General features: G+C 67.0%; 27 protein-coding genes and 1 tRNA gene. 19 read left to right on the top strand and 9 right to left on the bottom strand.

All coding sequences use genetic code 11. The features are described 5' to 3' along the window. Positions 1 to 107 precede the first annotated feature (107 nt). The 14 genes from ACTXPP_RS10490 to ACTXPP_RS10425 all read left to right on the top strand — a co-directional run bounded on the left by ACTXPP_RS10490 (position 108) and on the right by ACTXPP_RS10425 (position 13,424). A complete protein-coding gene (locus ACTXPP_RS10490; protein WP_301495164.1) occupies positions 108 to 1,064 on the top strand; it encodes a type IV toxin-antitoxin system AbiEi family antitoxin domain-containing protein in 957 nt (318 codons plus the stop codon). Positions 1,065 to 1,123: 59 nt separating this feature from the next. After that, positions 1,124 to 1,768 (top strand): imidazole glycerol phosphate synthase subunit HisH, encoded by a 645-nt coding sequence (hisH, locus tag ACTXPP_RS10485; RefSeq protein ID WP_301495162.1) that lies wholly within the window; start codon positions 1,124 to 1,126, stop codon positions 1,766 to 1,768. A gap of 42 nt (positions 1,769 to 1,810) precedes the next feature. Then, positions 1,811 to 2,569: a bifunctional 1-(5-phosphoribosyl)-5-((5-phosphoribosylamino)methylideneamino)imidazole-4-carboxamide isomerase/phosphoribosylanthranilate isomerase PriA gene (gene priA, locus ACTXPP_RS10480; protein ID WP_301495160.1), complete on the top strand. Its 759-nt coding sequence runs from the start codon at positions 1,811 to 1,813 to the stop codon at positions 2,567 to 2,569. Beyond that, positions 2,562 to 3,524 (top strand): inositol monophosphatase family protein, encoded by a 963-nt coding sequence (locus ACTXPP_RS10475; protein WP_301520397.1) that lies wholly within the window; start codon positions 2,562 to 2,564, stop codon positions 3,522 to 3,524. Before priA ends, ACTXPP_RS10475 begins: the two co-directional genes overlap by 8 nt. Beyond that, positions 3,521 to 4,297: an imidazole glycerol phosphate synthase subunit HisF gene (hisF, locus tag ACTXPP_RS10470; protein WP_301495156.1), complete on the top strand. Its 777-nt coding sequence runs from the start codon at positions 3,521 to 3,523 to the stop codon at positions 4,295 to 4,297. Before ACTXPP_RS10475 ends, hisF begins: the two co-directional genes overlap by 4 nt. Next, a complete protein-coding gene (hisI, locus tag ACTXPP_RS10465; protein WP_301520396.1) occupies positions 4,294 to 4,680 on the top strand; it encodes a phosphoribosyl-AMP cyclohydrolase in 387 nt (128 codons plus the stop codon). Before hisF ends, hisI begins: the two co-directional genes overlap by 4 nt. A 6-nt stretch (positions 4,681 to 4,686) precedes the next feature. Continuing rightward, positions 4,687 to 6,210, top strand: a complete 1,524-nt coding sequence (locus ACTXPP_RS10460) for an anthranilate synthase component I (RefSeq protein WP_301495152.1) — start codon at positions 4,687 to 4,689, stop codon at positions 6,208 to 6,210. Further along, the gene (locus tag ACTXPP_RS10455; RefSeq protein WP_301495150.1) at positions 6,207 to 6,896 is read left to right on the top strand and encodes a TIGR02234 family membrane protein; all 690 of its coding nucleotides are present in this window, start codon (positions 6,207 to 6,209) and stop codon (positions 6,894 to 6,896) included. The genes ACTXPP_RS10460 and ACTXPP_RS10455 overlap by 4 nt, the downstream gene beginning before the upstream one ends. Before the next feature lie 39 nt (positions 6,897 to 6,935). Continuing rightward, complete coding sequence (gene trpC, locus ACTXPP_RS10450; protein WP_301495148.1) at positions 6,936 to 7,760, top strand: indole-3-glycerol phosphate synthase TrpC; 825 nt, start codon at positions 6,936 to 6,938, stop codon at positions 7,758 to 7,760. A gap of 26 nt (positions 7,761 to 7,786) precedes the next feature. Continuing rightward, positions 7,787 to 9,115: a tryptophan synthase subunit beta gene (gene trpB, locus ACTXPP_RS10445; protein WP_301524657.1), complete on the top strand. Its 1,329-nt coding sequence runs from the start codon at positions 7,787 to 7,789 to the stop codon at positions 9,113 to 9,115. Continuing rightward, entirely contained in the window at positions 9,115 to 9,888 is a 774-nt protein-coding gene (gene trpA / locus ACTXPP_RS10440) for a tryptophan synthase subunit alpha (RefSeq protein WP_301494234.1), read from the top strand. The genes trpB and trpA overlap by 1 nt, the downstream gene beginning before the upstream one ends. After that, the gene (gene lgt, locus ACTXPP_RS10435; protein ID WP_301524656.1) at positions 9,888 to 10,907 is read left to right on the top strand and encodes a prolipoprotein diacylglyceryl transferase; all 1,020 of its coding nucleotides are present in this window, start codon (positions 9,888 to 9,890) and stop codon (positions 10,905 to 10,907) included. Before trpA ends, lgt begins: the two co-directional genes overlap by 1 nt. A 33-nt stretch (positions 10,908 to 10,940) precedes the next feature. Continuing rightward, positions 10,941 to 12,356, top strand: coding sequence for a pyruvate kinase (pyk, locus tag ACTXPP_RS10430; RefSeq protein ID WP_301494238.1), 1,416 nt, complete (start codon positions 10,941 to 10,943; stop codon positions 12,354 to 12,356). 144 nt (positions 12,357 to 12,500) lie between these two features. Then, positions 12,501 to 13,424, top strand: a complete 924-nt coding sequence (locus ACTXPP_RS10425) for a patatin-like phospholipase family protein (RefSeq protein ID WP_301494240.1) — start codon at positions 12,501 to 12,503, stop codon at positions 13,422 to 13,424. Positions 13,425 to 13,580: 156 nt separating this feature from the next. On the opposite strand, the gene ACTXPP_RS10420 is transcribed toward ACTXPP_RS10425, so the two are convergent. Together ACTXPP_RS10420 and ACTXPP_RS10415 are read right to left on the bottom strand one after the other, a co-directional pair. Continuing rightward, positions 13,581 to 14,807, bottom strand: coding sequence for an amidohydrolase (locus ACTXPP_RS10420; protein ID WP_301494242.1), 1,227 nt, complete (start codon positions 14,805 to 14,807; stop codon positions 13,581 to 13,583). Positions 14,808 to 14,827: 20 nt separating this feature from the next. After that, a complete protein-coding gene (locus tag ACTXPP_RS10415) occupies positions 14,828 to 15,061 on the bottom strand; it encodes a hypothetical protein (protein WP_443342054.1) in 234 nt (77 codons plus the stop codon). On the opposite strand from ACTXPP_RS10415, the gene ACTXPP_RS10410 reads away from it, so the two are divergent. Next, positions 15,029 to 15,712: a hypothetical protein gene (locus ACTXPP_RS10410; RefSeq protein ID WP_443342052.1), complete on the top strand. Its 684-nt coding sequence runs from the start codon at positions 15,029 to 15,031 to the stop codon at positions 15,710 to 15,712. The two genes, ACTXPP_RS10415 and ACTXPP_RS10410, sit on opposite strands and share 33 nt — an antisense overlap. A 40-nt stretch (positions 15,713 to 15,752) precedes the next feature. Here ACTXPP_RS10410 and ACTXPP_RS10405 read toward each other — a convergent pair whose 3' ends face one another. After that, positions 15,753 to 17,117, bottom strand: a complete 1,365-nt coding sequence (locus ACTXPP_RS10405) for a DUF4921 family protein (protein ID WP_443342051.1) — start codon at positions 17,115 to 17,117, stop codon at positions 15,753 to 15,755. A gap of 64 nt (positions 17,118 to 17,181) precedes the next feature. Between ACTXPP_RS10405 and ACTXPP_RS10400 the strand changes: the two genes are divergently transcribed. Beyond that, the gene (locus ACTXPP_RS10400) at positions 17,182 to 17,559 is read left to right on the top strand and encodes a hypothetical protein (protein ID WP_301494248.1); all 378 of its coding nucleotides are present in this window, start codon (positions 17,182 to 17,184) and stop codon (positions 17,557 to 17,559) included. A 72-nt stretch (positions 17,560 to 17,631) separates the two neighbouring features. On the opposite strand, the gene ehuA is transcribed toward ACTXPP_RS10400, so the two are convergent. Genes ehuA through ACTXPP_RS10385 form a run of 3 tightly spaced genes read right to left on the bottom strand, consistent with a single transcriptional unit; the run spans position 17,632 to position 20,341 of the window. Next, positions 17,632 to 18,405 (bottom strand): ectoine/hydroxyectoine ABC transporter ATP-binding protein EhuA, encoded by a 774-nt coding sequence (ehuA, locus tag ACTXPP_RS10395; RefSeq protein ID WP_301494249.1) that lies wholly within the window; start codon positions 18,403 to 18,405, stop codon positions 17,632 to 17,634. Next, the gene (locus ACTXPP_RS10390; protein ID WP_301494251.1) at positions 18,405 to 19,364 is read right to left on the bottom strand and encodes an amino acid ABC transporter permease; all 960 of its coding nucleotides are present in this window, start codon (positions 19,362 to 19,364) and stop codon (positions 18,405 to 18,407) included. The genes ehuA and ACTXPP_RS10390 overlap by 1 nt, the downstream gene beginning before the upstream one ends. Then, positions 19,361 to 20,341, bottom strand: a complete 981-nt coding sequence (locus tag ACTXPP_RS10385) for an ABC transporter substrate-binding protein (RefSeq protein WP_443342049.1) — start codon at positions 20,339 to 20,341, stop codon at positions 19,361 to 19,363. Before ACTXPP_RS10385 ends, ACTXPP_RS10390 begins: the two co-directional genes overlap by 4 nt. 48 nt (positions 20,342 to 20,389) lie before the next feature. On the opposite strand from ACTXPP_RS10385, the gene ACTXPP_RS10380 reads away from it, so the two are divergent. Further along, positions 20,390 to 21,718, top strand: coding sequence for a glutaminase (locus ACTXPP_RS10380; protein ID WP_301494253.1), 1,329 nt, complete (start codon positions 20,390 to 20,392; stop codon positions 21,716 to 21,718). On the opposite strand, the gene ACTXPP_RS10375 is transcribed toward ACTXPP_RS10380, so the two are convergent. Next, entirely contained in the window at positions 21,707 to 21,844 is a 138-nt protein-coding gene (locus ACTXPP_RS10375; RefSeq protein WP_301494255.1) for a hypothetical protein, read from the bottom strand. The two genes, ACTXPP_RS10380 and ACTXPP_RS10375, sit on opposite strands and share 12 nt — an antisense overlap. A 233-nt stretch (positions 21,845 to 22,077) precedes the next feature. Further along, positions 22,078 to 22,151, bottom strand: a tRNA-Leu gene (locus ACTXPP_RS10370). A 130-nt stretch (positions 22,152 to 22,281) separates the two neighbouring features. Between ACTXPP_RS10370 and ACTXPP_RS10365 the strand changes: the two genes are divergently transcribed. Further along, positions 22,282 to 22,620, top strand: a complete 339-nt coding sequence (locus tag ACTXPP_RS10365; protein WP_301494257.1) for a 4a-hydroxytetrahydrobiopterin dehydratase — start codon at positions 22,282 to 22,284, stop codon at positions 22,618 to 22,620. A 31-nt stretch (positions 22,621 to 22,651) separates the two neighbouring features. Here ACTXPP_RS10365 and ACTXPP_RS10360 read toward each other — a convergent pair whose 3' ends face one another. Then, positions 22,652 to 23,305, bottom strand: a complete 654-nt coding sequence (locus ACTXPP_RS10360) for a TetR/AcrR family transcriptional regulator (RefSeq protein ID WP_301494259.1) — start codon at positions 23,303 to 23,305, stop codon at positions 22,652 to 22,654. A gap of 88 nt (positions 23,306 to 23,393) precedes the next feature. Between ACTXPP_RS10360 and polA the strand changes: the two genes are divergently transcribed. After that, positions 23,394 to 26,108, top strand: a complete 2,715-nt coding sequence (gene polA / locus ACTXPP_RS10355) for a DNA polymerase I (protein WP_301494261.1) — start codon at positions 23,394 to 23,396, stop codon at positions 26,106 to 26,108.

The raw sequence follows: 26,108 nt of genomic DNA, 5'->3' as shown, positions 1-26,108 counted from the left end.
CGAAGAACTACCGGAGGACGGCCGGAGCCCAGACAACGTAGAATCGGTCGCAACGACGCGACCAGGGGGCGCGTCCTGACACAAAACCTGACTCCTCGGGGGGATCCGTGACTGACATCAGCGACCGCATGTACTGGCGCACCAGGGAACTGCGTGCGATCGGTATGACGACACAGCACATCGCGACGGCGGTGGCCGAGAAGAAGCTCCACCGCGTGGAGCGGGGACTGTACTGCCGAGAGGAACCGGACGATCGGAGGATCCTCCACATGCTGGCCTGGAACTGTCCAGGGCTCCACTACGTAGGACCTACCGCCGCATTTCTCTGGGGGATCACCGAGATGAGCTGGCCGGCACTCGCGAAAGTTCCCCGGGGGAAGAGCACCAAAGGGGGCAGACTACTCACGATGACAGCCACTGCATCTTCACACGTGAGACTGGTCAACTCGGTCCCCGCAACGTCGGCGATCGAGACCGCGGTGCATTGCCCGGAGCTTGGTCGAGACAGACTCCGTCAGTTCCTGGCCAGGGCCTACAACGGGATCAGGGGATCAGAGCAGCTCGCAGCGGACCTGGCACAACTTCCGCCACGCTACCGCGGACCTGCGACCGACCTCATCGACGGACTGGTCGTCGGGACCGCCAGCGACCTGGAGGCGATGGCCTTGCGGGGAATCGTGAAAGCCCTGGACGGAGTGGATGTCGCCATTCAGGTGAACACCATGGTCCTGGGCTACCGGTTCGACGTGGTCATCCCGGAGGCGAAGGTCTGCATCGAGATCGACAGTCGCCGGTACCACTCCTCACGGTCGGCGAAGCCGGAGGATTTCGTCGAGGACCGCTGGAAAGGCAACACCGTTGCGAGGTTCGGGTGGACATTGCTGCGGTATCCGGAGGACAGCGTCCTGAACGAGATGGACGCCATCATCGAACAGGTGAGAGACACCGTTGTGTTCAACCTGGAGAACCCCCGTTCCAGGAAGGAACGTGATGGGATGATCCCCACGGACCATCCGGTGTGGACGTGGCATTCCGGATTCCGGACGTTCAACCGCAGAGAGTGAACGGGCCAGACGTACCCGACGCAGTGCAACGACCCCGCGGCCTAGTAGAATCTGCGGTCATGGTGGAGACAACAGCGCCGACGGTGGCGCTCCTGGACTACGGATCCGGCAACCTTCGTTCGGCGCAGCGTGCCCTCGAGCACGTCGGAGCCGTCGTCACCGTGACCAGCGACCCGAAGACCGTCCTCGAGGCGGACGGCCTGCTGGTCCCCGGGGTGGGGAACTTCAGTGCCTGCATGGAGGGGCTGAAGGCAGTCAACGGCCCGCGGATGATCGGTGAACGGCTGTCCGGGGGACGGCCGGTGTTCGGCATCTGCGTCGGCATGCAGATCATGTTCGACTACGGTGCCGAGGGAACCGGCGGACCGGGCTGCGGGGAATGGCCCGGCAGCATCACCAAGCTGAGCGCCTCCGTGCTTCCCCACATGGGATGGAATACTGTCGAGGTACCCGAAGACAGCACCATGTTCGCCGGAGCAGACCCCGACGAGCGTTACTACTTCGTGCACTCCTACGGTGCCCGTACCTGGGACCTGGAGACCGACGGCCACACCACCGCACCCTCGGTGACGTGGGCACAGCACGAGGACTGCCGGTTTGTCGCCGCGGTGGAGAACGGCCCGTTGTGGGCCACCCAGTTCCACCCGGAGAAGTCCGGTGCCGCCGGTGCCCGGCTGCTCTCCAACTGGCTCGACACCCTCTAGACCCCACCCAGACCTCATCTCGATCTCATCTAAGGAACCCCGATGACTCTTACCCTGCTCCCCGCCGTCGACGTCGCCGATGGACAGGCCGTGCGCCTGGTACAGGGGGCCGCCGGCACCGAGACCAGCTACGGCGCACCGTTGGACGCCGCACTGGCCTGGCAGAACGCCGGAGCCGAGTGGGTACATCTGGTCGACCTCGACGCCGCCTTCGGCAAGGGGAGCAACTTCGAGCTGCTCAACGACGTCATCGGCAAACTCGACGTGGACGTGGAGCTCTCCGGCGGCATCCGCGACACCGAGTCGCTGGAGCGCGCCCTGTCCACCGGCTGCCGTCGGGTCAACATCGGTACCGCCGCCCTGGAGAACCCGGAGTGGTGCGAGAAGATCATCGGCGAGTACGGCGACCGCGTCGCCATCGGCCTGGACACCCGCCAGGTCGACGGTGAGTGGCGGCTGCGCGGCCGAGGCTGGGTCTCCGACGGCGGTGACCTGTGGGAGGTCCTCGAGCGCCTCGATTCCCAGGGTTGCTCCCGTTTCGTGGTCACCGACGTCTCCCGCGACGGCATGCTGAACGGCCCGAACATCGACCTGTTACGCGACGTCGCCGCGGCGACCTCCGCCCCCGTCGTCGCGTCCGGCGGTATTTCCAGCCTGGACGACCTGCGTGCCCTGGCAGGCGTGGTCGACGAGGGCGTGGACTCCGCGATCGTGGGCAAGGCGCTGTACGCCGGCAAGTTCACCCTCGAGGAGGCGCTGGCCGCCGTTGCCGCGGTGCCGGGGGGTGATTCCGGTGAGTGAGGAACTCGACACCCGGGCACTGCTGTCGATCGCTGAGGCCGCGGTCGACGAGGCGGAGGCGACGTTCACCGCCGCCGTCGGTGCAGAACCGTCGGTGCAGAAGAGTCCGGGCGACTTCGCGACCGAGGCGGACCTGTCCGTGGAGCGTCAGCTGCGTACGTTGCTGACCCAGTACACCGGGCTACCGGTCCACGGTGAGGAGTACGGGGTGGTGCGCCCGGGCGACCCGGTGGACTTCAACCCGAACGACGACCTCGCCGACGACCTCGACGGACCGCGTCGCGAACGCAGTGACCGCAGTGAGGCCGAGAAGAACCCCGGTCTGGACGAACTCCCGGAGACCTGCTGGGTCGTCGACCCGATCGACGGCACAGCGAACTACGCCGTCGGCAACCCCTTCTGCTGCATCCTGGTCTCCCTGGTGCACCGCGGTGAGGCCGTGGTGTCGGTGACCGAGATGCCGCTGCTCGGCCAGCGCATCACCGCAAGCAAGGGCCACGGGCTCTTCGTCGACGGGCACCCGGCCCGTCCGCTGCCGCCCTCGGACCCGGGGATCACGCAGATCAGCTTCGGCTCGATCCTGTCGCAGCGCCGAGGCAATCTGCCGGTGTCCTACCGTCAGGACATGCTCAACGCCATCGGACGCAGCTACCCGCGCATGCGGGTCACCGGCTCCTGCGGCATCGACCTGGCCTACACCGCCGCCGGTGTTTTCGGCGGCACAGTCACCTTCAGCCCGAACCTGTGGGACAACGCCGCCGGGCTGCTGCACGTCCGGGAGGCCGGTGGCGTGGTCACCGACTTCAACGGTGACCCGTGGCGTCCCGGTGTCTCCGGCCTGGTGGCCGGCGAGCCGGAGGTGCACGCCACCCTGCTCGAACACATCCGTTCGGTGCCGATCGGCACCGCCGCACGCAATGCCCAGGAAATCATGGACCGGGGAGGAATCAGATGAGTGTCGCAGTACGGGTCATCCCGTGCCTGGACGTCGACAACGGCCGGGTGGTCAAGGGGGTCAACTTCCTCAACCTGCGTGACGCCGGCGACCCGGTGGAACTCGCCGCCCGGTACGACGCCGAGGGTGCCGACGAGCTGACCTTCCTGGACGTCTCGGCGTCGAAGGACGGCCGCGGCACCATGCTGGACGTGGTGCGCCGCACCGCCGACCAGGTGTTCATCCCGCTCACCGTCGGTGGCGGGGTGCGCAGTGCCGAGGATGTCGACCAGCTGCTGCGTGCCGGTGCCGACAAGGTGTCGGTGAACACCTCGGCGATCGTGCGCCCTGCGTTGCTGCGTGAGCTCTCCGACCGCTTCGGTGCCCAGTGCATCGTCCTGTCCGTCGATGCCCGCCGAGTGCCGGCGGACGGTGACCCGCAGCCCTCCGGCTTCGAGGTCACCACCCACGGTGGGTCGAGGTCCGCCGGTCTCGACGCCATCGAATGGGCGAAGACGGGCGAGGAGCTCGGTGTGGGTGAGATCCTGCTGAACTCCATGGACGGCGACGGCACCAAGGACGGCTTCGACCTGGAGCTGATCCGTCTGGTACGCGAGGCCGTGTCGATCCCGGTCATCGCCTCCGGCGGTGCCGGCACCGCGGAGCACTTCCCGCCGGCGGTCGAGGCCGGGGCGGACGCCGTGCTCGCCGCGTCGATCTTCCACTTCGGGGAGGTCACCTTCGATGAGGTGAAGGACGCCATGGCAGCCGAGGGGATCGAGGTGCGCCGGTGACTGACCCTGCCGATTCTGCCGACCCTGCCGACCCTGCAGACTACGTCCTCGACCCGGCGATCGCCGCACGCCTGACCCGCACGGACACCGGCCTGGTTCCGGCGATCGTGCAGGACAAGGACAGCGGTGACGTCCTGATGCTCGCCTGGATGGACGACCATGCCCTGGCGCACACGCTGGCCACCCGCAAGGGAACCTACTGGTCGCGTTCCCGGTCCGAGTACTGGGTGAAGGGGGCCACCTCCGGCCACACCCAGTACGTCCACGAAGTTCGCCTGGACTGCGACGGTGACACCCTGCTGGTCACCGTCGACCAGACTGGCGCTGCCTGCCACACCGGGGACACCACCTGTTTCGACGCCGACCTGCTGCTCGAGGAGTAAGAGACCGTGCACAACCCCTACGAGGTCACCAGTTTCGAGACCTTCCGCACCCACGCCGCCCGTAACCGGGTGGTCCCGGTCGTCCGCAAGGTGCTCGCCGACGGAGAGAGTGCGCTGAGCGCCTACACCAAACTCGCCGGCGGACGCCCCGGCACCTTCCTCTTCGAGTCCGCCGCCCCGGGCCAGTCATGGTCCCGGCACACCTTCATCGGTACCGGCGCCCGGTGCGCGCTGACCGCCAAGGACGGCGACGCCCACTGGATCGGTACCCCGCCGCAGGGCGCTCCGGCCGGGGGAGACCCGTTGGAGGTCGTCCGGCAGACCCTGGAACTGCTGCACACCGAGCCGATGCCCGGCCTGCCGACGCTGACCTCCGGCCTGGTCGGCTACATGGGCCACGACATCATCCGCTACATCGAGGACCTGCCGGACACCTGCACCGATGACCTGCAGGTCCCAGACATGGTGCAGTTGCTCGCCGACACCCTCGCGGTGGTGGACCACCACGAGGGCACCATCTGGCTGATCGCCAACGCGGTGAACTGGGACGGCTCCGATGAGCGGGTGCGTGAGGCCTACGACGACGCCGTCGCCCGGATCGACGAGATGGCCGACCGGCTGGCCACCGACGAACACCTGCCGTCGGTGACGTTCTCCACCCCGGACCCGCAGCCGCGCCGCCAGCGCGCCCGTGAGGAGCACATCCGCCGGATCGGGGAGTGCAAGGAGCACATCCTGGCCGGTGACGCCTTCCAGATCGTCCTGTCCCAGCGTTTCGAGCTGGACACCCAGGTGCCCGGCATCGACATCTACCGCATGCTGCGGGTCGCCAACCCCAGCCCCTACATGTTCCTGGTCAACGTGCCCGACGAGGATTTCGCGGAGACCGCCTTCCAGATCATCGGCTCCTCGCCGGAGTCGCTGGTGCAGGTCTCCGACGGCCGGGTCACCACCTTCCCGATCGCCGGTTCGCGCCCCCGCGGCGCGACCTACGAGGAGGACCAGCTGCTGGAGAAGGAGCTGGTCAACGATGAGAAGGAGAACTCCGAGCACCTGATGCTCGTGGACCTGGGACGCAACGACGTCGGACGGGTGTGTGAGCCCGGCAGTGTGGAGGTCCACGACTTCCGGCATGTGGAGCGCTACAGCGCGATCATGCACCTGGTCTCCGGGGTCAGCGGTCGGCTGGCGGAGGGCAAGACCGCGGTGGACGCCTTCATCGGCACATTCCCCGCCGGCACGCTCTCCGGAGCCCCGAAACCCTCGGCGCTGTCGATCATCGACCAGTTGGAGGACACCCGCCGTGGTGTCTACGGTGGCACCGTGGGCTACTTCGACTTCTCGGGTAACGCCGACCAGGCCATTGCGATCCGCACCGGCCTGTACAAGGACGGCACGGTGTACGTGCAGGCCGGTGGCGGCATCGTCGCCGACTCCGACCCGGAGGCCGAGGACGACGAAACCCGGAACAAGGCCCTCGCGGTGCTCCGCGCCGTCGCCGCCGCCGAAACCATGGAGACCATCGAGTGAGACGACTGACCGGACGCACCCTGTCCATGTTCCTGATCCTGCTCGGCGCCGCCGGGCTGTGGGGGGCCGGCCAGATGACCTGGCTGACCGTGCAGGTCGACGACGACAAGAGTGGTTCCTCGGTGGAAACCCTCAACGGTTCCGTCTGGGACCCGGCCGGCACACCGGTGGCGCTGGCTCTGCTGGCGATGCTGATCCTGTCCTTCGCGGTGCGTCCGGTGGTGCGCCGGGTCCTCGGCGTGATCGCCGCGGCGCTGTCGGCGCTGGGCGGGGTCGCCGCGGTGACCCTGCTGACGACCGACCCGGATCTGGAACGCGCCCGTTCCCTACTGTCGAGTGGGGCGGCGACCCGACGGGAGAACGATCCCACGGAGATCTCCGACTGGGCCACGGTGGTGGACGCCTCGGTGCACACCGGGCCGTTGGTGCTGTTGCTCCTGGGAGCCTCCGCCGGCATCGTCGGTGGTGTCCTGATGGTCATGCGTCCCGGTGCAGAGCGCAAGGGGCACAGCAAGTACGAGACCCCTGAAGCCCGGCGGGAGGGCGTGGAACAGGACCTCGACGACAACCCCGACTCTGGTCGGGTGATGTGGGATGCCCTGGACGCCGGAGTTGACCCGACCGACCGTGATGCACCTCACGGCGAGGACGACCCCGATTCCGGTTCTGACACCTCCCGGCGATAACATGTAGCAGTTCCGTCTATTCGGCTACCAGGAGGACCCATGGCAGAGCAGCCCACCATTCTCGACGCGATCATCGCCGGTGTCCTGGAGGACACCGCCCGTCGTGAAGCCGCCGTACCCTTCGAGGACATCAAGGCGCAGGCCTTGAGTGCGCCGGAGCCGTTGGACGCGCTGGCTGCCCTGTCCTCGCCGGATTCCTCGACGGTGAGCGTGATCGCCGAGGTGAAGCGGGCCAGCCCGTCCAAGGGGCACCTGGCCGACATCCCCGAGCCGGAGATCCTCGCCAAGGCCTACGAGACCAACGGTGCGGCCGTGATCAGCTGCCTCACCGAGGAGCGACGCTTCCACGGCTCCCTGGCCGACTTCGACAAGGTCCGTGCCGCCGTCGACATCCCGCTGCTGCGCAAGGACTTCACCACGACCCCGTACCAGATCCACGAGGCACGCGCCCACGGTGCGGACGTCATCCTGCTCATCGTCGCCGCCCTGGACCAGGACCGGTTGACCGCGCTGCTGGACCGCACCGAATCCCTCGGGATGACCGCCCTGGTGGAGGTGCACACCGAGGAGGAGGCCGAGCGCGCCGTCGCCGCCGGTGCCAAGGTCATCGGCGTCAACGCCCGCAACCTGAAGACGCTGGAGGTTGACCCGGGGGTCTTCGCCCGGATCGCCCCGCAACTGCCGGACTCGGTGGTCAAGGTCGCCGAGTCCGGTGTGCGCAACGCCAGTGACATGCAGACCTACGCCGCCTCCGGCGCCAACGCCATCCTGGTGGGCGAGGGGCTGGTCACCTCGTCCAACCCGGGTCAGGCCTGCCGGTCGCTCGCCGCCGCCGGTCAGCACCCGGCCTTCCGGTCGGAGTAGGGCACCGTAAGGTACAGTTTCCGGGTGTGAGTACACCATCCGGGAACGACAACCGCGACTTCAAGAACACGCTCGGCCTGCCGACCGCAGGGGAGGTCGTCGCCGCGTCGACGACCAACGAGTCCGACGACCGTGGCCACTGGGGGGACTACGGCGGACGCTACGTACCCGAGGCGCTGATGGCCGTAATCGAGGAGATCCAGGACTCCTGGGCGAAGGCCCGGGTGGACCAGGCTTTCCTCGACGAGCTCGATGAGCTGCACCGCACCTACACCGGGCGGCCGTCCCCGCTGTACTACGGGGCGAAGTTCTCCGACACCGTCGGTGCGGACGTCTGGTTCAAGCGCGAGGACCTCAACCACACCGGCTCGCACAAGATCAACAATGTGCTGGGACAGGTGCTGCTGGCCAAGCGCATGGGCAAGGCCGATGTCATCGCCGAGACCGGTGCCGGCCAGCACGGTGTGGCCACCGCGACCGCGTGTGCGCTGCTGGGGCTGAACTGCCGGATCTACATGGGCGAGGTCGACGCGAAGCGTCAGGCCCTGAACATCGCCCGGATGCGGCTGCTCGGCGCCGAGGTCGTGGAGGTCACCATCGGCTCGGCGACGTTGAAGGACGCCATCAACGAGGCGATGCGCTACTGGGTCTCCCACGCCGAGGACACCTACTACTGCTTCGGTACCGCAGCCGGCCCGCACCCGTTCCCCTCCATGGTGCGTGACCTGCAGCGGATCATCGGCGTCGAGGCCCGCGCCCAGATCCTCACCGAGACCGGACGCCTGCCGGACGCCGTCATGGCCTGCGTCGGCGGCGGCTCCAACGCCATCGGCCTGTTCCACCCCTTCATCGAGGACGAGGGGGTGGCGATCATCGGGGGCGAGGCCGGTGGCGACGGCGTGGAGTCCGGACGCCACGCCGCACCGATCACCGTCGGCAAGGAGGGTGTCTTCCAGGGCTCCTTCGCGGCGTTGATGCAGGACGATGACGGACAGATCATCGAGTCCCACTCGATCTCCGCCGGCCTGGACTACCCCGGCGTCGGCCCGGAGCACTCTTTCCTGGCCGACAAGGGTCGCGCCGAGTACCTGCCGGTCACCGATGCCGAGGCGATGGACGCCTTCCGGTTGCTGACCCGCACCGAGGGCATCATCCCGGCCATCGAGTCAGCCCATGCCGTGGCACTGGCTGTCCGGGTGGCCCGCGAGTACGCCGACGGCACCCGCAGCCTACCTGCTGAGCGTGAGGGACAGCGTCCGGTGTTCATCGTCAACGTCTCCGGGCGTGGCGACAAGGACGTCGACACCGCGGCGAACTGGTTCAACCTGCACCCCGATACCGAGGAGAACAACTGATGAGCGCACTGTCCGACATCTTCACCTCGGCGAAGGCCGAGGGCCGTGCCGCCCTCGTCGGCTACTTCCCGGCGGGTTACCCGACGGTCGAGGGGTCCGTGGAACTGGCCACCACCCTGGCGCGCCGTGCCGACCTCATCGAGGTGGGCATCCCGTTCACCGACCCGATGATGGACGGGCCCACCATCCAGGACGCGGCGACGACCGCCCTGGAGGCAGGCTTCCGGGTCCGTGACACCTTCACCGTCATCAAGGCTGTCACCGAGGCCGGTGGCAACGCGGTGATCATGAGCTACTGGAACCCGATCCTGCAGTACGGGCCGGAGAAGTTCGCCGCCGACCTGGCCGCCGCCGGTGGTCTCGGCTCGATCATCCCCGACCTGCTGCCGGAGGAGGCCGAGCGCTGGACCGCCGCCTGTGAGGCCAATGGTCTGGACAACGTCTACCTCGTCGCACCGTCCACCACCCCGGAGCGTATGGAGCTCACCGTGAACGCCGGGGGAGGATTCATCTACGCCCAGTCGCACATGGGCGTCACCGGTGCCCAGGACGATGTCTCCGGCGACGCACGGGACCTCGTGGAGCGCACCCGGGCTACCACCGACCTGCCGGTCGCCGTGGGGCTGGGAGTGAAGACCGGCGACCATGCCGCCGCCATCGCGTCCTACGCGGACGGGGTGATCGTCGGCTCCGCGCTGATCACCGCCGCCGCCCAGGGGGTCGAGGCACTCGACACCCTTGCCGCCGAGCTCGAGGCGGGGGTGCGTCGCTGATGCTGGACACCCAGATTCTCGCCGCCATCCCGTCCCCGCCGCAGGGCGTGTGGCAGCTCGGTCCGATCACCCTGCGCGCCTACGCACTGTGCATCCTCGCCGCCATCGTCGTGGCCGTGTGGTGGACCATCCGACGCTACGTGGACCGTGGTGGCCGCGCGGAGACGGTCATCGACGCCGCCATCGCCGCGGTGCCCGCCGGTATCGTCGGTGGACGTATCTACCACGTCATCACCGACAACCACCTGTACTTCGGGGAGGGCCGGGACTGGGTTGACGCCTTCAAGATCACCAATGGCGGTCTGGGAATCTGGGGTGCCGTCATCGGTGGCGGTCTGGCCGTGTGGGCGGTGCTGGCCTACAAGAAGGTTCCGCTGGCACCCTTCGCCGACGCCGTCGCGCCGCCGATCCTGCTCGCCCAGGGGATCGGACGGCTGGGCAACTGGTTCAACCAGGAGCTTTACGGCGGGGAGTCGGACGCCCCGTGGGCCTTGGAGATCTATCGACGCGTCGACGAGGACGGCAACATCGACCAGATGGACGGGGTCTCCGACGGCTTCGTCCTGGCCACCGTGCAGCCGACGTTCCTCTACGAATTGCTGTGGAACCTGCTGATCGTCCTGGTCCTGGTGTGGGCGGACCGGCGGTTCCGACTCGGCGGCGGCCGGGTGTTCATGCTCTACGTCGCCGGCTACACCTTCGGACGCTTCTTCATCGAGCTGATGCGTACCGATTCGGCGACGACGGTGTTCGGCGACATCCGCATCAACACGGTGGTCTCCGCGGTGGTCTTCGTCGGGGCGGTCGCACTGTTCCTGGTCACCCGCAATCGCACCCGTGAGGAGCCGGAGTATGTCTTCGGTCCGCCGGTGGAGGGTGAGGACGGCGAGGATGCTGACACCGCCGGCACAGACGGCACAGACGACACCGCAGGCACCGCAGCGTCCGGTACCGGCACCGAGAGTGCAGACGGCGCCTCCGCGGCATCCGAGGACGCCGAAGACTCCACCCGACGGTAGCGGTGGTCGGTCCTCGGGGCTATTCTCGGTGAGGTGAGTAGACGTACCAAGATCGTATGCACCCTGGGGCCCGCCGTGGCCTCCGCCGAGAAGATCCGTGAGCTGGTCGATGCGGGCATGAACGTGGCCCGCCTCAACTTCTCCCACGGTGAACACGCCGACCACCAGCAGAACTACGAATGGGTCCGGGCCGCCGCAGAGGCGTCCGGTCGCTCCGTCGGCGTGCTCGCCGACCTGCAGGGCCCGAAGATTCGGCTGGGTCGGTTCATCGACGAGAAGACCTACTGGGAGACCGGTGAAGAGGTCCGCATCACCGTCGATGACGTCGACGGGACCCACGACCGGGTGTCGACGACCTACAAGCAGCTCGCCAGGGACGCCAGCCCCGGTGACCGTCTGCTCGTCGACGACGGCAAGGTCGGCCTGGTGTGCAAGGCAGTGGACGGCAACGACGTTGTCTGTGAGGTCGTCGAGGGCGGCCCGGTGTCGAACAACAAAGGTGTCTCGTTGCCCGGGATGAACATCTCGGTGCCGGCCCTGTCCGAGAAGGACATCGCCGACCTGCGTTTCGCCCTGACCATGGGGGCGGACGTCATCGCACTGTCCTTCGTGCGGTCCCCGGCCGACGTCGAGCTCGTCCATGAGATCATGGACGAGGTCGGCCGTCGCGTGCCGGTCATCGCCAAGCTGGAGAAGCCGGAGGCCGTCGACGCCCTCGAGCCGATCATCCTGGCTTTCGACGCCGTCATGGTCGCCCGTGGTGACCTCGGTGTCGAGGTCCCGCTGGAGGAGGTACCGCTGGTGCAGAAGCGGGCGATCCAGATCGCCCGGGAGAACGCCAAGCCGGTCATCGTCGCCACCCAGATGCTCGACTCGATGATCGATAACTCCCGCCCGACCCGTGCCGAGGCCTCGGATGTCGCCAATGCGGTGCTCGATGGTGCGGACGCGGTCATGCTTTCCGGTGAGACCTCCGTGGGTAAGTACCCGATCGACACGGTGAAGACCATGTCCCGGATCGTCACCGCCGCCGAGGTCGACGGTGAGGTGCCCCCGCTGTCGCACATCCCGCGGACCAAGCGTGGTGTGATCAGCTTCGCCGCGAAGGACATCGGCGAGCGGCTCAACGCCCGCGCCCTGGTGGCCTTCACCGCTTCCGGTGACACCGCCCGCCGTGTGGCACGGCTGCGCTCCGACCTGCCGTTGCTGGTGTTCACCCCGCGACAGGAGATCCGGAACCAGCTGGCGTTGACCTGGGGTGCGGAGTCCTTCCTCACCAGCGAGGTCTCCACCACCGACGAGATCATGCAGGAGGTCGACTCGATCCTGCTGGCCCAGGACGAGTACTCCACCGAGGATGCCGTGGTCATCGTCGCCGGCTCCCCGCCCGGCACCGAGGGCAACACGAACATGATCCACGTCCACCTGCTGGGGTCCGAGGCACCGTAAACGTCCCTTACCCGGTGCAAAACAGGTAACGACGGTGGTCCGGGGGGGGTGGGGGGGGGGCGTTGGGATTCCTTGACTGCCAGGTTGACTGTCAGGTTGGCTGTCAGTTTGACCGCCAGGTTTTCTCACGAGGAGGCTGATCCGATGATCGAGGCACGTGATACCGCCCTGTTGCTCGAGGGCGGCGGCATGAGAGCGTCCTACGGGACGGGGGCGCTGGACGTTCTCATGGAGAATGACGTGCGTTTCGGTTGGGCTGGCGGGGTCTCCGCCGGTGCCACGCACCTGGTCAGCTACCTCACCGGGGAACGTGACCGGTTGCGTCACAGTTTCGTGGACTTCGCCACCGACCCCAACTTCGGCGGTTGGACCTGGCTGCTGCGTGGCAAGGGGTACTTCAACGCCGCCTACATCTACGGGGACGCCCCGGAACGGGACCTGCCGAGGCCCTATGACTTCGCCCGCGCGCTGCAGAGCGACGTGGAGTTCCGGATCTGCTCGACCCGGGCAGACAACGGTGATCCGGTCTACTGGGGCCGTGAGGATGTCTCCTCCACCGGCGAACTGATGGAGGCGGTCCGGGCATCGTCCACGATCCCGCTGGCGATGCCGGTGCCGCGCATCGACGGGGTGCCGTATGTCGACGGGGCGCTCGGACCGTCCGGTGGGATCCCGTTGGATGCCGCACTGGCAGACGGCTACAGCCGCTTCTTCGCCATGCTGACCCACCCGCGTGGCTACGTGAAGCCGCCGATGGGGCGGACCCGGATGTGGCGGACCATCCTACGGAAGTATCCGGCAGTCGCTGAGGCGATGGCGACCCGGCACATCCGTTACAACGCGACGATGGACCGGCTCTACGCCCTGGAGCGGGCAGGTCGGGCGTTCCTGTACTTCCCGGAGGACGAGAAGCCGGTGAGCTCCACCGAACGTAACGTGGAGGTGTTGCGTGACTCGCTGATGCGCGGGACGATGCAGGCGGAGCGGGACTGGCCGAGTTTCGAGAGCTTCCTGCGCAGTGGGAGTCGGCGCGGCAGCGATGACCGGGTCACCACCCCGGCCCAGTAGCCCGTTGGACTGTGGGGGTGCCGCGGTGCCGCCGAGTCCACTTTTCGGCCCATCCCTGCCACGGACCGGGCATGTACTGGATCGGAAGGAACAGACGCGTGCGGGCGCAGACAGTAAACCGACCTGATGTTGTCGGCCGCACAAGCACCGTAAGTCTCAGCGCCAGAGGTAGGCCAGCACAGCGGCAGTCGCCGAGCGGGTCGCGGCGTCGACGGTGCCGGGGGCGGGCAGGAAATGGGGGGAGTGGTTGCCGGGAATGTCGGAGACCCGGCCCTCGGACACTGCAGCGTCCCAGGAATCCCGGTCGGTACAACCGGTGAGCCAGAACTCGTAGGGCACATCGAAGTGCCGGGGGATCTCGGAGAAGTCCTCGGAGGCGGTCCACCGCATCGCGTCGACGGAAGCCTCCCCGAAGACCTCGTCGAAGACCGGACGCACCGTCTCATGCACCCCGGGATCGTTGTCGGTGAGTTCACCACGGGCGGAGTAGGCGATATCCGCCGGTTTCGGTGTCCCGGAGGCCAGGCACTCCGCCTGGATCACCCGCTCGATCGCCGCATAGGTGCGGTCCCGGACGTCGGTGTCGTAGAAGCGGCAGTTCAGCACCAGGGTGGCGGTGTCGGGGATGGTGTTGTTCGTGTGCCCGGCGGACAGGGTGCCCACAGAGACCACCCCGAACTCCTCGGCGGGGATCTCGCGTCCGACGATGCCCTGCAGCCGCACCACGATCATCGCGGCGAGGAACGTCGGGTCGATGGAGTTGTGCGGCGCCGAGGCGTGCGAGGACACCCCGTGCAGGGTGACGGTGAGGGTGTCACAGGCGGCCATCACCGGCCCGGGCGCGGAGTACACGGTGCCGACCGGCCCGGGCATGATGTGTTGGCCGAGGCAGACCTGTGGGGCGGGGATCTTGTCGGCCAGACCGTCCCGGATCATCGTGCCGGCACCGCGGGTGACCTCCTCGGCCGGCTGGAACAGGGCGATGAAGGTGCCGGACCAGACGTCCCGGCGGGTGTCCATGATCTCGCACAGGCCGATCAGGGCACTGGTGTGCACGTCGTGGCCGCAGGCGTGCATCACGCCGACGTTCTTCGAGGCGTAGGACGCCCCGGTGTCCTCGGTGACGGGCAGCGCGTCGAAGTCGGCGCGGTAGAGGACGGTCGGGCCGTCGCCGTTGCGCCAGACAGCGGTGATGCCGTGGCCGCCGATGCCGGTGGTGACCTCGCAGTCGAGCTGGGCCAGCCGGGACTGGATATGGGCCGCGGTCTGCTCCTCCTGCTCGCTGAGCTCGGGGTTCTCGTGCATCCAGGTGTAGAAACTGTCGACCCACGAGAGGTCCACGCCGTGGTTTTCGACGAATTCTGCGATGTCGGGTGTGCTCATGGTCTCCGAGTGTAATCGTGCTATTCCGCGATGCGCTCGAGGTCCTCCTCTGTGAGGTCATTCCGTTCGACCCGGATCACGGGCAACGGTACCTGGTAGGAGCTGTCGGAGATATTGTCCTCGGTACTCTCCTTCTCCACCATGAGTCTGGGGGAGAAGGCGAAGTGGTCGTAGTCGTCATCGCAGTCCAGGGTCAAACTGACCGTGGTGGTGTTGTCGTCGTGCTGTTCGAACTCGACCTCGTCGAAGCGCATCCCTGGAACATTCGCGGTGACGCCCATGATGCCGCTTGTGGTCCCGGGAGCTGGCGGGTCATCTTCGCTGACCGTGAACTCCAGGTCGCCGCAGGAGGACAGGACACCCGGATAGTCCCCGACCGGCGTGATCGAGGGGGCAGCGTCTTCCAGGTAATCAGGAAAGTGCCGTACGGAGACTTCACCAACGTCGTGATCGGCCAGAGTGCCGCCTTCGTCAACCATGAGCCTCACCGTCGTCAACCCGAAGTCTCCCTGGTCCGTAGGCAACTCCATCCGGATCGTGCCCAGCTGGTTGCCGTCGGCTTCGCCGCTTTGCTCAATCTGCACCGAGTCACCCACGTAAACCTGGTCGCCGCCGTCCGGGTGGTCATTGACAAGGTGAAGTTCGTGGATACCGGACCACACCGGGTCATCCGGCGGGCGACGACAGCCAGATCGAGCGTGGTCAAGTCCTCTCCGGAGGTGACGATGTCGCCGGAGAAGGAGGCGAAAGTCACGTCGGTGTCGCGGGGTTCATCCGGGGTGGGGTCTTCTGAACCGCAGGCTGATGCCGCTGCTGCCAGTGAGAGGGCGGCGGGCAGGGCCCGTAAACGAACGGAGCGGGAAGAGCGGGAAGAGCGGGGTCAGAGGAGAGAAGGTGAAGCATAGATCTCCGAAGTGAGGTTAGGGAACAGGGGCCGGGGACGCCCTACTGGATCGTTGGATTGTAGCGCAGCGAGTTCCGGCGGAACTCCACCTCGTTGCCGAGACGGATCCCGGGGGCCAGGCGTCCTTCCTCCCGGGCGTCCAGCAGTCTGGCGAGGACTTTGCGCTTCAGGTTGGCGGGGCTGAGGGTGTTGATGAAGATCTTCGTGCCGCCCTCGAAACCGGCCATGGTGGAGTCGCGCCACTTGATCATGATGCGCCAGGGCATCGGAACGTCCACGTCCAGCGGCCGGTGCAGCCACTCCTCGTTGGTGGGCATCTGCGGTCCGGCGGCGACATGGCAGGCGTGCACCAGGTCGGCGACGGCATCCCGCTCCTCGTCACTGATCAGCCACGGCTCGGTCGTGCCGGAGCGGGAGAACACCTCCAGGGTGGGCCAGCGGTGGCCGAAGCCGGCGAAGGCGATGGCGTGGTCGTTCTCGGCGAAGATCAGGTTGTTGTGGCCGGCGTAGTCCACCGCCCACTGGTTGTACATGTTCGGGTTGCTGCGCACCTGGGCGATCTCGGTCTCGTTCTGCAGGCCGTGCTCGTCGATGGCCACCAGCTGCTTGTGCAGGTGCTCGATGGAGGCCCCGGCGGGCTCCAACCAGTTCTGGAAGGCGGCGACGTAGCGGACGTAGGGGTTCGCCCGGTACAGCCGGTCCATCGCGTCGACGGTGAAGGCGATGTAGAGCCGGTGGTCGGACCAGCTCAGCTCCCCGGAGCTGACGATCTGGTCGCTGCGGGTCGCGCCCGGCAGGTAGTGGTCCCGGGCAAGGATGATGTCGTGTCCGCCTCCGAAGAAGGCACTGCCGAGTTCATGGATGGTCTGCAGCGCGGTCTCGGGGGTGAACATGGCATCGATCTCCTCGGCGGAGCGCCCCGCCGAGGCCAGTTTCTTCCGGAGAAGCTGTTCGATGTGGTCCTCGCCAGCCCGCTCGGAGAGGTACTCGGCCATGTGCCTGGCGGCCGTGGCGTCCATCCGGTGGCCGTAGTTCACCGACCAGTAGTTGTAGGTCAGGATCTCGTAGAGGTTCGCCACCCGGCGGAACAGCGGGACGGTCTCGTCGAGTTCGGAGACCTTCATTCCGCGCAGGATCCGGGGCTCACCGTTGTCGTCGATGACCATCCGGGCTTTCTCCGGGGTGGTCTTCAACAGGTTGCCGATACCGAAGTCGGTCTGCGTGTCGCGATTGTCCCCGGTGATCTCGAAGACCTCGGTGTGCCGCTCGGCCACCGGGCGGTGGGCACGGCTGGACACCGTCCAGACCTCGGTTCCCGAGAACGGGTTGACCTGTTTGATGGTGCCGTCGGGCAATGTCGTCAACGGGGGCACCGGGGCTGGGGACATGGGTGAGTGACCGATCACAGCTCCCTAGCCTAGCCGGTGGGGTGGTGGCTGTGGGTGGGTGAGTGGTGCTTTACTTGTAGGCATGCCTCAGATCGTCTTCAGCATCCTTGCCACGACCGAGCAGCGGGACGAGATCGTCCAGGACTTCCAGGACGTCCTCGCTGCCAATTCCGATGTCCTCACCGCCACGCTCGACGTCGACACCGGGATCCCCGACGACCCGAGTCTGCAGGGGGTGTGGCAGGACCACGGTTTCGCCGACGCCGCCGAGGAGGAGCCGGACACGACAGCCCTCGTCATCGATGTCCAGCAGTACGACGGCAGCATCAGCGGCCTGTCGATGCGGCTGTCCGAGGTGCTCACCGAGCGCGAGAAGCAGCCGGCGGAGCAGCTCTTCCAGCAGATCAAGGACGACGCCGGTAGCCCGCGGGTGCCGTGGCACGTGGGCGTGCGCCCGTAGCGGGGAACCAGGAACGCGGGGCCCGGAACCTCCCATGAGGTCCCGGGCCCCGCGCGTACCGGTCCGGCCGGTTCAGTCCAGGATGCTGGACAGGAAGGAGCGGGTGCGCTCATGTGCCGGCTCGGTGATCACCTGACGAGCGGCACCGTGTTCGACGATGCGTCCACCGTCCATGAACGCCACATGGTCGGCGACCTCGCGGGCGAAACCCATCTCGTGGGTGACCACCAGCATGGTCATACCCTCATCGGCCAGTCGACGCATCACGCCGAGCACCTCGCCGACCAACTCTGGGTCCAGGGCGGAGGTCGGCTCGTCGAAGAGCATCAGCTTCGGCTTCATCGCCAACGCACGGGCGATGGCCACACGCTGCTGCTGGCCACCTGAGAGCTGCACGGGCCAGGACTCCGCCTTGTCGGCCAGCCCGACCATCTCCAGCAGCTCCCGGGCAGTCGCCTCGGCCTCGGCCCTCGGCACACCCTTGACCTTCACCGGGGCCTCGATGATGTTGGCCAGTACGGTGCGGTGGGTGAACAGGTTGAACTGCTGGAACACCATGCCGATGTCGGCGCGCTGGCGGGACGCCTCACGCTCGGAGATCTGGTGGAGGCGTCCTGCCTTCTCCTCGTAGCCGATGAGGTCGCCGTCAACCTCGATCCGGCCAGCGTCGATGCTCTCCAGGTGGTTCACACAGCGCAGCAGCGTGGACTTACCGGAGCCGGACGGCCCGATCAGGCAGGTCACCGTGCCGGCGGGGACCTCCAGGTCGATGCCCTTGAGCACATCGAGGCGTCCATAACGCTTCCAGACGTCCTGGATCGAGATCATCGGGGTTGTGTCAGTCATCAGCGCTGCTCCTTGCCGGTGGTTCCGGTGGGGTCGGTCATGGCCTCGGGGTTGTCGTCGACGGTGATGTTGCGCGGCGGAACGCCCTCGGCGTCGGTCAGGACGGCCAGCTGACGGCTGGTCAGCGCCCGGGAGGAACCGCGGGAGTAGTAGCGCTCGAGGTAGTGCTGCCCGACCATGAGGATCGAGGTGATCACCAGGTACCAGGTGGCGGCGACCAGCAGCATCGGCACCGGCTGGAACATGGCGTAGGCGATGTCCATGGACCGGCCGTAGAGCTCACCGGCGTACGGCAGCGCGAGGACAAGCGAGGTGGTCTTGAGCAGGCTGATCAGTTCGTTGCCGGTCGGCGGAATGATGATCCGCATCGCCTGCGGCATCACGGTGCGCCGCATGTTCTGCCACCAGGTCATGCCCAGGGCCTTGGACGCCTCGGACTGTCCCTCGGGGACGGCCTGGATACCGGCGCGGACGATCTCGGCCATGTAGGCCGACTCGTTGAGTCCCAGTCCGATGACGGCGAGCCAGAACATGTTCGTCAGCAGGGCGTCCAACTCGATCTCGGTGAAACCGAGGTCGATGGAGGTGTAGATCGCCCCGAGTAGACCCCAGAACACCAGCTGGACGTACACCGGCGTTCCACGGAATACCCACAGGTAGAGCCAGGCGATACCGCTGGTCACCGGGTTCGGGGACATGCGCAGCACGGCCAGGATCGCGCCGAGGACCACGCCGACGATCATCGCCAGCACGGTCAGTGCCAGGGTGTGCAGGGCAGCCTCGGCGATGCGGGAGTCGAAGAGGTAGTCGAAGTAGATGTCCCAGGCGTAGGCGTCGCGGGTGGCGGCGTCCCAGATGAAGGCCACCACCAGGACGAGCAGGACGACGGCGGCGATGATGCGTCCGGGGTGTTTCAGGGGGACGACGTCGTTGTCGACCGGACGAGTGCGCTCGCTCATGATTCTTCTCCTGTGTCGGGACCGGCAGAACGGGACGGTGCGGTGGCGGCGTCGGGGAGGTCGACGTCCTGTGTGTTGACGGTGACGGTGTCGACCATGCCGTCGGTGAGGCCCCAGGGGGTGAGGATCTCCTCGTACTGGCCGGAGGTGATCAGGTACTCCAGGGCAGCGGCGAAGGCGGGGACCAGGTCGGAGCCCTTGGCGAAGGCCCAACCGAAGGGCAGCAGGTCGAAGGCCTCGCCAGCCGGGATGAGCTTGCCCTCCGACAGTCGGATGGCGTAGTCGGTGACGGCCGAGTCCGAGCTCATTGCGTCGGCACGTTCCAGGGCCGTGGCATTGGCCGCGGCGTTGGCGGATTCGTAGACCAGCTTGTTGATCGCCGGTTGGCCGTCGGCGACGCACCGGTCGGACTTCACCTGGACATCGTCGGTGTCGGAGTAGGTGCCCTTCTGAACGGCGACGGTCAGCCCACAGGCGTCGTCGGGGTCCACGGTTTTGCCGGGTGTGGTCGCCCAGGAGATGCCCGAGTTGTAGAAGTCGACGAAGTCATAGGACCGCTGACGTTCCTCGGTGTCAGAGAACCCGGAGGTGCCGATGTCGACGGTGCCGCCGGTGATCGACGGCAGGATCAGGTTGAAGTCCTGCTGCTGGAACGTCACGTCAAGTCCCAGGACCGCACCCGCGGCACGGACCAGGTCGACCTCGAAGCCGATGATGTCGCCGTGCGGGTCCTTGAACTGGTTGGGCGGGAAGGTCGGGTTCGTTGACGCGGCGATGCGCCCGGACGTCCGGTACTCCTGGGGCAGGAGTTCCTGGAGTTCGGGGACGGGGTCGGGCAGGGACTCCACCCAACCTTCCGGGTTCCCGGACTCCTCGTTGGTCACGCAGCCAGTCAGGGTGGCCGTCAACGTCACCGCCATGAGTGTGCCGGCGAACGCGGTGATGCCGCGGGCTCGGCGCAGAGGGCGAAGTGTCATGTCAGACGAGTATATTCGGCTGGTCGCGTTCTGTTACCCTCGGGCGGCATGCAGACTCCGATCGCTGATTACCTGGCCGAGATTCTCGAGAAAGTCCGCGACGACGACTCCGGTGAGGTGGCCGACTACATCCCCGAACTGGCGGCAGCCGACCCCACGCCGTTGGCGGTCGCGCTGTGCACCACCCAGGGGCGGATCTACAGCGCCGGTGACGACGGCCACGAGTTCACGATCCAGTCGATCTCCAAGCCGTTCGTCTACGCCGTCGCACTGCAGGATCGCGGCGTGGAGACGGTGCTCGACAAGGTCGGGATGGAACCCTCCGGCGAGGCCTTCAACGAGCTGTCGTTGGACGGGACGACCCATCAGCCCGTGAACCCGATGATCAACGCGGGGGCGATCACGGTGAACCAGTTGATCAACGGGGAGGACTCCTCGGTGGAGGACCGGGTGGAGGTGATCCTCGACTATTTCTCGCGCCTTGCCGGCCGACAGCTGAGGATCGATGAGCGGGTCACCGGGTCGGAACTGGAGACCGCCGACCGAAACCTGGCGCTGGCCCACATGCTGCGCAGCTACGGGATCATCACCGACTCCGCGACGGACGCGGTGACGTCCTACACCCGTCAGTGCTCGATCATGGTGACGGTGAAGGACCTGGCGGTAATGGGTGCGACGCTGGCGCTGGGCGGGATCCAGCCGGTGACCGGGGAACAGGTGCTCGACCCACTGGTCTGCCGACAGGTGCAGGCGGTGATGGCCTCGGCCGGGATGTACGACGGGGCAGGCAAGTGGATGGCCTCGGTGGGGATCCCCGCGAAGTCCGGGGTCGCCGGTGGGCTGATGGGGACCTTGCCCGGGCAGCTCGGGATCGCGACGTTCTCGCCGCGGCTGGATTCCTCAGGCAGCAGCGTCCGGGGCAGCCAGGTTTTCCGTGAGCTGTCGGAGAGCATGGGTATGCACCTGATGTCGTCGGTGACCCGGCGAGGTACTGCGGTGCGAAGTGTGCGGCAGCGCGGTCTGGTGACTCTGGTGCGGCTGCAGGGCGGCATCGACTTCGCCGGTGCCGAGGAGTTCCTCGACACCGTGGCCGACCGGGACTTCAACACCAAGCGTGTGGTGGTGGACATGCGACGGGTCAACGCGAGTAACCCGGTCGGACGGCGCATGGTCAAGGAAGGCCTGCGACGGCTCCGTCTCGACGGTCTCCAGGTGGCCGTGCTGGACCCGGAGGAGATGCTCGGGGAACCGGTCTACGAGGACGGCACCCAGGTCGAGGAAGCCGCGGTCGACGATGTCGACGGCGGGAACCCCGGCGACGGAGGGGACGGCGTGGCCGGTGTGGGTGCCAACCGTGAGGCAGCGTCAGGGCAGTAGGCCGGTGACGTATGTCACGAGGTCGCCGATCATGCCGAAGGGCGCGGCGATCACCGAGCCGGCGATGAACAGCGCGTTGGAGGCGTAGGCTCCGATCAGTTCGGGGTCGATGACGGGGAGATCCATGTGAGCTTCCTTTGTCGGGGTTGCGGTACTACAACTTCCATCGTAGAGACCACCGCAGGTGTTTCGCACCGTCTCTGCCAGTCACGCCGCCCCATGTCAGAATCGTGGGATCATCTGACGGTCCTGGACAGAAAAACCGGCTATTCGCCCCACCTTCCTGACGTTGCCTGCCTGCGGAACCAGAAAACCCCCGTTGACCTTGAACGTCAAGGTGTCAACGGGGGTGTTCAGGGTGCCCCAGGTGAGACTCGAACTCACACTGGACGGGTTTTGAATCCGTTGCCTCTGCCAATTGGGCTACTGGGGCCGTGTTCTTCCGTGTTCTTCAAGGACCGCTGGGATCCTCAAGGGATATTACGGCAGGCGCAGACGCCGGACCAACACCGGGGTGCGCCTGGCCGGGTGAACTGCCCGCGGGGCGGGCGTAGGCTGGGGCTATGTCGAAGAACATTCTTTCCGAGGCAGAGATCACCTCCGAGATCCAGGCAGCGGCGCTCGTCGGCTGGAGCATTGTCGACGGGCTGCTCGCCGCCACGTACGAGACGAAGGATTTCGCCACCGGCCTGCGGCTGGTGAACCTCATCGGAGCGGCGGCCGAGGCCGCCGATCACCATCCCGACATCGTCCTGAGCTATCCCACGGTCAGGATCACGTTGGTAAGCCACGACGTCGGAGGGCTCACCGGTCGCGACGTGGACATGGCGCGGCGGATCAGCGAGATCGCCGACCAGGAAGGCATCGCGGCGGAAACCGCGCCGTCCGGAGAATCGGAGTAGGGCACTGCCCGGCGGGTAGCCGGGGAGGCTGCTACGCCTCGCCGTCGAGGACTTTCTGGACCAGCCCGCCGTAGTAGCTGACGAAGGCGTCGACGTCGGCCTGCTTGAAGTAGTCCTGGGTGATCAGACGGCGCATCATCGCCACACCGATGAGCATCGAGATCGCCGCCTCTGCGCGCATCTCCGCGTCGCTGACGTCGTCACCGTGTCCGGCTCGGGTCAGTTCGTCCGCCTCTGCATACACCCGCTGCAGGACCGGGGAGACGACCTGGGAGCGGAAGACCTGACCGAGGGTGGAGACGATGTGGCGGTTTCCGCCGGCGTCGGCGAGCTTGCGGATCAGCGAGTTGGGGGAGTCCTCCGGGGCCTCGATGACCACGCGGAGCAGGGCGGTGCCCAGGCAGTCGAAGTCCATCCCGGCGATACGCTCGGCCACCGCGGAGAAGTCGAGCTGGGCCTCGTAGAGGTTCTCCTTGGTGCCGAAGTACTTGATGATCAGCGGTGCGCTGACCCCGGCCTCAGCGGCGATCTCCTTGAGTGAGACCTCGCTGTAGGGACGCTGGTTGAAGGCGACGCGGGCGTGATCCAGGATGCAGCCTCGGGTCTCCTCGGAGCGACGCCGGCCACCGGAGGAATTCACTTCGGCGCTGGATGAGTTCGGCGCGCTGTCGGTCTGGTCCGTCATGGCGACTAGGATAGCCCTGACGAACGTGGAATGCGGTACTCAACCATCATCAGTGTGTCCGGACAATCGGGGCGTGCGGGAAGGTCATATGTCAGAGAACTCCGGGAATCAGCAGGGCAAGCCGACGATGCTGTTGCTCGACGGCCATTCGCTGGCCTTCCGCGCCTTCTACGCCCTGCCGGCCCAGAACTTCTCCACCACCGGCGGGCAGTACACCAACGCCGTCTACGGCTTCCTCGGCATGTTCCTCGGGCTGGTGGAGGCGGAGCGTCCCACCTACATCGCCGCCGCTTTCGACCTCTCCGGCCCGACGTTCCGCGAGAAGGACCTGCCGGAGTACAAGGCACAGCGTCCGGAGACGCCGCCGGAGTTCCGCGGCCAGGTGGAACTGATCCAGCAGACCCTGGAGTCACTGGGTGTCACCACCTTGACCAAGGAGGCCTACGAGGCCGACGACATCATCGCCACCCTGTCGGTCCGCGGTACCGAGGCCGGGATGCGCACCGTGATCTGCACCGGTGACCGCGACAGCCTGCAGTTGGTCAATGATGATGTGACAGTGCTCTACACCCTGCGAGGGGTCTCCGAACTCGACCGGTTCACCCCGGCACGGGTGCAGGAGAAGTACGGGGTCACCCCCACGCAGTACCCGGATCTGGCCTCGCTGCGCGGTGACACCTCCGACAACATGCCCGGTGTCCCTGGTGTGGGGCCGAAGACCTCCCAGAAGTGGATCGAGAAATACGGCAGCCTGGACGCGGTACTGGAGAACCTCGACGACTTCGGCGGCAAGGTCGGCGAGGCCCTGCGGGACAACATCGACAATGTGAAGCTGGCACGCAAGATCACCGAGATGGTCCGTGACCTGGACTTGGGTGACCTCGACGGTGATGGGGATGCCCTGTCGGCGCTGCGTCCCCGCGCCGTCGAAGCGTCCCGTGCCGTGGAGGTCTTCGATGACCTGCAGTTCGGCAACAACCTGCGCAACCGCACCTTCCGCGCCATGGGGATCGAGTTCGAGGACGGCAACGACGTCGAGGTCACCGTCGACGAGGTCGCCGACGGCACGTTGGGGAAGTGGCTGACCACCCACGCCGGCTGGAAGCCGGGACGTGCCGGCGGGGACGCTGCGGTCAACCGTCCGCTCGCTGTGGCGGTCACCGGCGACGGAGCGCCCTTCGGCGGACGCGCCGACACCCTGGCGCTGCTTGACCCGCAGCCCGGTGACGACGGCGCCCTGCACTCGGTGGCGATCGACCTCTCCGACCAGGATCCGAAGGACGAGGAGGCGCTCACCGACTACCTCGCCGACGCTGCCGCCCCGGTCTGGCTGCACGACGCCAAGCAGGCCTGGCACATGCTCAACGGGTCCGGGCTCGCCCTGGCCGGTGTCGAGCACGACACCGCCCTGGCCGCCTACCTGCTGCGTCCTGACGTCCGGGCGACCGACCTGGCGGACGTCCTTCAGCGCCACGTCGGACACGAGCTCGCCGCGGACGCGCCGACACCGGTTCGTGCCCAGGCGGTCCGCGACCTGGTCGCCGCGCTGACCCCCGAGCTGGCCAAGATCGGTGCCATGGAGCTCTACCTCGATCTCGAGGTGCCGCTGGCCACGGTGCTCGCCCGGATGGAAGGCTACGGCATCGAAGTCGACAAGGCCTCGCTTCAGGAGCTGTCGGACGACTACGAGGGAAAGATCAGCGAGGAGGTCGCCGCCGCCAGGAATCTCGCCGGCGACGACAAGCTCAACCTGTCCAGTCCCAAGCAGCTGCAGAAGGTGCTCTTCGAGGACTTCGACCTGCCGAAGACGAAGAAGACCAAGACCGGCTACTCCACCGCCGCCGGTGAGCTGGAGAAGCTCACCGAGCAGACCGGGCACCCCTTCCTCGGCCACCTGATGGCCCACCGCGAGTACCAGAAGATGAAGTCCACCATCGACGGACTCATCGAGGCCACCGCCGATGATGGCCGGATCCACACCACCTTCAACCAGCGGGGTGCGGCGACCGGACGACTGTCGTCCTCGGAACCGAACCTGCAGAACATCCCGGTGCGGACCGAGGCTGGACGACACATCCGCGGCGCCTTCCGGGTCGGCGAGGGTTACCAGACACTGCTCACCGCCGACTACTCGCAGATCGAGATGCGTGTCATGGCGCACCTGTCCCAGGACCCCGGCCTGACCGAGGCCTACCGGGAGGGCGAGGACCTGCACAACTACGTCGGCTCCAAGGTCTTCGACGTGCCGGTCGACCAGGTCACCCCGGAGTTGCGACGTCGGGTCAAGGCGATGAGTTACGGCCTGGTCTACGGCCTCAGTGCCTTCGGCCTGTCCCAGCAGCTCTCGATCTCACCTGGTGAGGCGAAGCAGACGATGGACACCTACTTCGAGCGCTTCGGCGGGGTGAAGACCTACCTCGACGAGGTCGTCGCACAGGCGACGTTGGACGGCTACACCGAGACGCTCTACGGGCGCCGGCGCTACCTGCCGGAGCTCGGGTCGTCCAACCGGGTGGCCCGCGAGAACGCCGAGCGTGCGGCGCTGAACGCGCCGATCCAGGGAACCGCGGCGGACATCATCAAGCGGGCGATGCTGCGCGTCGAGCGCGAGATGACCCGCCGTGGCCTGCAGTCACGCGTGCTGTTGCAGGTGCACGACGAGCTGGTCGTGGAGGTCGTCGAGGGCGAGCTCGAGGAGATGACCGCGCTGCTGGAGGCGGAGATGGATGCCGCAGCCGAGCTGCGCGTGCCGCTGGACGTCTCCACCGGGGTCGGCGAGAACTGGGAGGCCGCCGGGCACTGA

Origin of the sequence: Candidatus Corynebacterium faecigallinarum, assembly GCF_052264515.1 — a bacterium.
GTDB lineage: Bacteria > Actinomycetota > Actinomycetes > Mycobacteriales > Mycobacteriaceae > Corynebacterium > Corynebacterium faecigallinarum.
This window is presented reverse-complemented; position numbering and strand designations above follow the sequence as displayed.

Coding starts and splice junctions, on each gene's coding strand:
- hisH (WP_301495162.1), top strand. CDS start 1,124: ATGGTGGAGACAACAGCGCCGACGGTGGCGCTCCTGGACTACGGATCC.
- priA (WP_301495160.1), top strand. CDS start 1,811: ATGACTCTTACCCTGCTCCCCGCCGTCGACGTCGCCGATGGACAGGCC.
- hisF (WP_301495156.1), top strand. CDS start 3,521: ATGAGTGTCGCAGTACGGGTCATCCCGTGCCTGGACGTCGACAACGGC.
- trpC (WP_301495148.1), top strand. CDS start 6,936: ATGGCAGAGCAGCCCACCATTCTCGACGCGATCATCGCCGGTGTCCTG.
- trpA (WP_301494234.1), top strand. CDS start 9,115: ATGAGCGCACTGTCCGACATCTTCACCTCGGCGAAGGCCGAGGGCCGT.
- lgt (WP_301524656.1), top strand. CDS start 9,888: ATGCTGGACACCCAGATTCTCGCCGCCATCCCGTCCCCGCCGCAGGGC.
- ACTXPP_RS10425 (WP_301494240.1), top strand. CDS start 12,501: ATGATCGAGGCACGTGATACCGCCCTGTTGCTCGAGGGCGGCGGCATG.
- ACTXPP_RS10420 (WP_301494242.1), bottom strand. CDS start 14,807: ATGAGCACACCCGACATCGCAGAATTCGTCGAAAACCACGGCGTGGAC.
- ACTXPP_RS10415 (WP_443342054.1), bottom strand. CDS start 15,061: ATGCGCTTCGACGAGGTCGAGTTCGAACAGCACGACGACAACACCACC.
- ACTXPP_RS10400 (WP_301494248.1), top strand. CDS start 17,182: ATGCCTCAGATCGTCTTCAGCATCCTTGCCACGACCGAGCAGCGGGAC.
- ehuA (WP_301494249.1), bottom strand. CDS start 18,405: ATGACTGACACAACCCCGATGATCTCGATCCAGGACGTCTGGAAGCGT.
- ACTXPP_RS10390 (WP_301494251.1), bottom strand. CDS start 19,364: ATGAGCGAGCGCACTCGTCCGGTCGACAACGACGTCGTCCCCCTGAAA.
- ACTXPP_RS10385 (WP_443342049.1), bottom strand. CDS start 20,341: ATGACACTTCGCCCTCTGCGCCGAGCCCGCGGCATCACCGCGTTCGCC.
- ACTXPP_RS10380 (WP_301494253.1), top strand. CDS start 20,390: ATGCAGACTCCGATCGCTGATTACCTGGCCGAGATTCTCGAGAAAGTC.
- ACTXPP_RS10375 (WP_301494255.1), bottom strand. CDS start 21,844: ATGGATCTCCCCGTCATCGACCCCGAACTGATCGGAGCCTACGCCTCC.
- ACTXPP_RS10365 (WP_301494257.1), top strand. CDS start 22,282: ATGTCGAAGAACATTCTTTCCGAGGCAGAGATCACCTCCGAGATCCAG.
- ACTXPP_RS10360 (WP_301494259.1), bottom strand. CDS start 23,305: ATGACGGACCAGACCGACAGCGCGCCGAACTCATCCAGCGCCGAAGTG.
- polA (WP_301494261.1), top strand. CDS start 23,394: ATGTCAGAGAACTCCGGGAATCAGCAGGGCAAGCCGACGATGCTGTTG.